The 2,501-nt window shown below is 60.3% G+C and carries 2 protein-coding genes and 3 pseudogenes; 2 read left to right on the top strand and 3 right to left on the bottom strand.

What is annotated here, in order from left to right:
- On the top strand, positions 1-507 hold a 507-nt coding region (locus tag QOC89_RS08540; RefSeq protein WP_323044622.1), incomplete at its 5' end, for a PDDEXK nuclease domain-containing protein.
- Here QOC89_RS08540 and QOC89_RS08535 read toward each other — a convergent pair.
- Positions 472-609 (bottom strand): annotated as a pseudogene (locus QOC89_RS08535) (EAL domain-containing protein); the annotation flags it as partial. The gene QOC89_RS08540 and the pseudogene QOC89_RS08535 sit on opposite strands and share 36 nt — an antisense overlap.
- 46 nt (positions 610-655) lie before the next feature.
- Between QOC89_RS08535 and QOC89_RS08530 the strand changes: the two are divergent.
- A pseudogene (locus QOC89_RS08530) lies at positions 656-1,111 on the top strand (integrase); the annotation flags it as partial.
- Between the two features lie 94 nt (positions 1,112-1,205).
- Here the strand turns inward: QOC89_RS08530 and QOC89_RS08525 are convergent.
- Positions 1,206-1,911, bottom strand: a pseudogene (locus QOC89_RS08525) (succinate dehydrogenase iron-sulfur subunit).
- Between the two features lie 378 nt (positions 1,912-2,289).
- On the bottom strand, positions 2,290-2,501 hold a 212-nt coding region (locus QOC89_RS08520), incomplete at its 5' end, for a hypothetical protein (protein WP_323044621.1).

The raw sequence follows: 2,501 nt of genomic DNA, 5'->3' as shown, positions 1-2,501 counted from the left end.
AAGGATCCGTATGTCCTCGAGTTCCTGAATCTCAAGGACGAATATTCAGAAAGTCAACTGGAGGAGGCGCTGGTCCATCGCCTCGAGGATTTTCTTCTTGAGCTGGGTGGCGATTTTACGTTCGTGGGCCGCCAGCGTCGCGTTCGGATTGGTGAGAGCTGGTTCCGGGTGGATCTTCTGTTTTTTCATCGGCGGCTGCGATGCCTTGTTATCGTTGATCTCAAGCTCACCGAGCTCAATCCCGCCGACGTGGGCCAGATGCACATGTACTGCAATTACGCACGTGAGCACTGGACGCTGCCCGGAGAAAACCCGCCCGTTGGCCTGATCCTGTGTGCGGGAACGAATGCTGCGGTCGCGCGTTATCCTCTGGAAGGGTTGTCAAACAAGGTGCTGGCGGCTGAGTACCACGAACCAGTAACCCTGAACCTCGTCGCATCCATTGTCGACGAGGAAATCGAGCTGGCATCGCTTTTCGACGCCTTCGGCGACCACCGCCATGCCTAACGTCCGACCCATTGCAAGAACCCCCCTGACGGTGACCTCATCGGCCTTTGAGCGGCCCATTCCCTGAACAAAGGACATATCAAGTTTGAGGCGGTCAGCCATAAAGCTGCGGATATAGCCCGGACTGGAGTACCCGCACCCGAAATCAGGCGACCATTGGGTGAGCCTTGTCGGGAAGGGTCGCAAGGCGGGCAAGGTTGCGCTGCCACCACTGGCCCGCGGCGCGCTGGACCGCTATCTGGTGGAGCGAAGGCTGCCGGTCACGCCAGCCCGATGGCATCCCGACACGCCGCTCATCGGCAGCCTCGAGCAGGACAGTGTGACCGGCATCAGCGGGGTACGGCTATGGGAGGTCACGCGAAGATTTTTTGCGAAAGCGGCCGACGTCGTCGAGGCGGACAACCCGGCGCTCGCGGAAAAGCTGCGGCGCGGGAGTCCGCCCTGGACGCGATACCCACACAACCCACGCCTTGGCAAGTGGCGCTGGGCTGACCACGTACGCGATAACCTGCGCCATGCCTAGATTGCGACGACGTCCATCTACCTGCACAGCGACGAGGTCAAACGGGCCCAGCAGATCCGGAACGCCTTTGCGGACAGATAGAGGGCTTGCCGAACTGTGCTAATCACGCATAGCTTTACTGGTTTATATAAATCGAGCGCTCATGATAGGAATTCGCGCGTACCTTGTTCAACCCCTACACGGTCCTGCGCACCATCATCGCGCGGATTTCGCTGATCGCGCGCGCGGGATCAAGTCCTTCGGGACACACATCCACGCAGTTCATGATGGTGCGGCAGCGGTATAGCCTGTACGCGTCCTCGAGATTGTCCAGCCGCATCGCCGTTGCCTCGTCGCGCGAATCGGCGATGAACCGGTACGCCTGCAACAGTCCCGCCGGTCCGACGAATCTGTCGGGATTCCACCGGTACGACGGGCAGGCCGTCGAACAGCACGCGCAAAGAATGCACTCATAAAGCCCGTCGAGTTGGTCGCGTTCTTCTGGCGACTGCAGACGTTCGCGCTCCGGCGGCGGCGTCGAGTTAATCAGGTATGGGCGGATCGAGTGGTACTGGTTGAAGAAAGCCGTCATGACGACAATCAGATCACGAATCACCGGCAAGCCGGGCAAAAGCCGCAGCAGGATCCGGTCCGCCAGCTCCTTTGCTGGTCAGGCAGGCGAGGCCGTTCTTGCCGTTGATATTCATCGCGTCGGAGCCGCAGATTCCTTCGCGACACGAGCGGCGATAGGCGAGGCTGTTGTCTTCCGCCTTGATGCGTTCGAGTACGTTGAGGAGCGTCCGGTCCGACGCCCGCAACTCGATGTGATACGTCTGCATTTGCGCGGCAGACTGTTCATCCGGGTCGTAGCGGAAGATGCTGAAGGTGCGCATGGTGGACATGGTGCGTGCTCGCGGACGGGTGCTGTAACGCGGTGGAATCACTGGCTCGCCGCAGCGGGCGAGCTCCTGGCCGCCGAGTGCGCATTGGCTGCTCCGCCGGCTTTGGCCGCGGGTTTGCAGCCGGCGCACATTGCGACGACAGCCATCATCAGCGCCGCGGCGCAGAGCCGGAAAAAAGCGAATGTAACATCGCTGGTCCTTATTGCAGTTGAAGGGAAGGTCCACCGGTTCACAGCAACGCGCAGACCTGACTGGCAGCGACGCGGCTGCAACGCCGTCCCGAAGCGCTTGAATGTCTGCGTCCCGCATGCGCAATGCCGGTTGATCCGTCAGGTCCGCTGCTTGCGCGGACTTGCGTGTCTTGTCCCCCGCTTTTCCTTATGTCGCGACCGAAACTTTCGCCGCGATCGAGGCTTTGCCCGACCAGCAGTACGGCTGCCCCGCGGAGGTCTCGAAAGGCGTCGGCAATGAATAGGCGTGGCGCTTGCCATGACACGCGAAATCTTTACAAGCTGTGGCGTTGCTTTTTGTAAAGCTCATGACGGGCACGATTGAAAGGTGTCCGATCAAAAGGAGGTGATGATATGTCG

Source organism: Paraburkholderia sp. (assembly GCF_034668105.1).
GTDB lineage: Bacteria > Pseudomonadota > Gammaproteobacteria > Burkholderiales > Burkholderiaceae > Paraburkholderia.
This window is presented reverse-complemented; position numbering and strand designations above follow the sequence as displayed.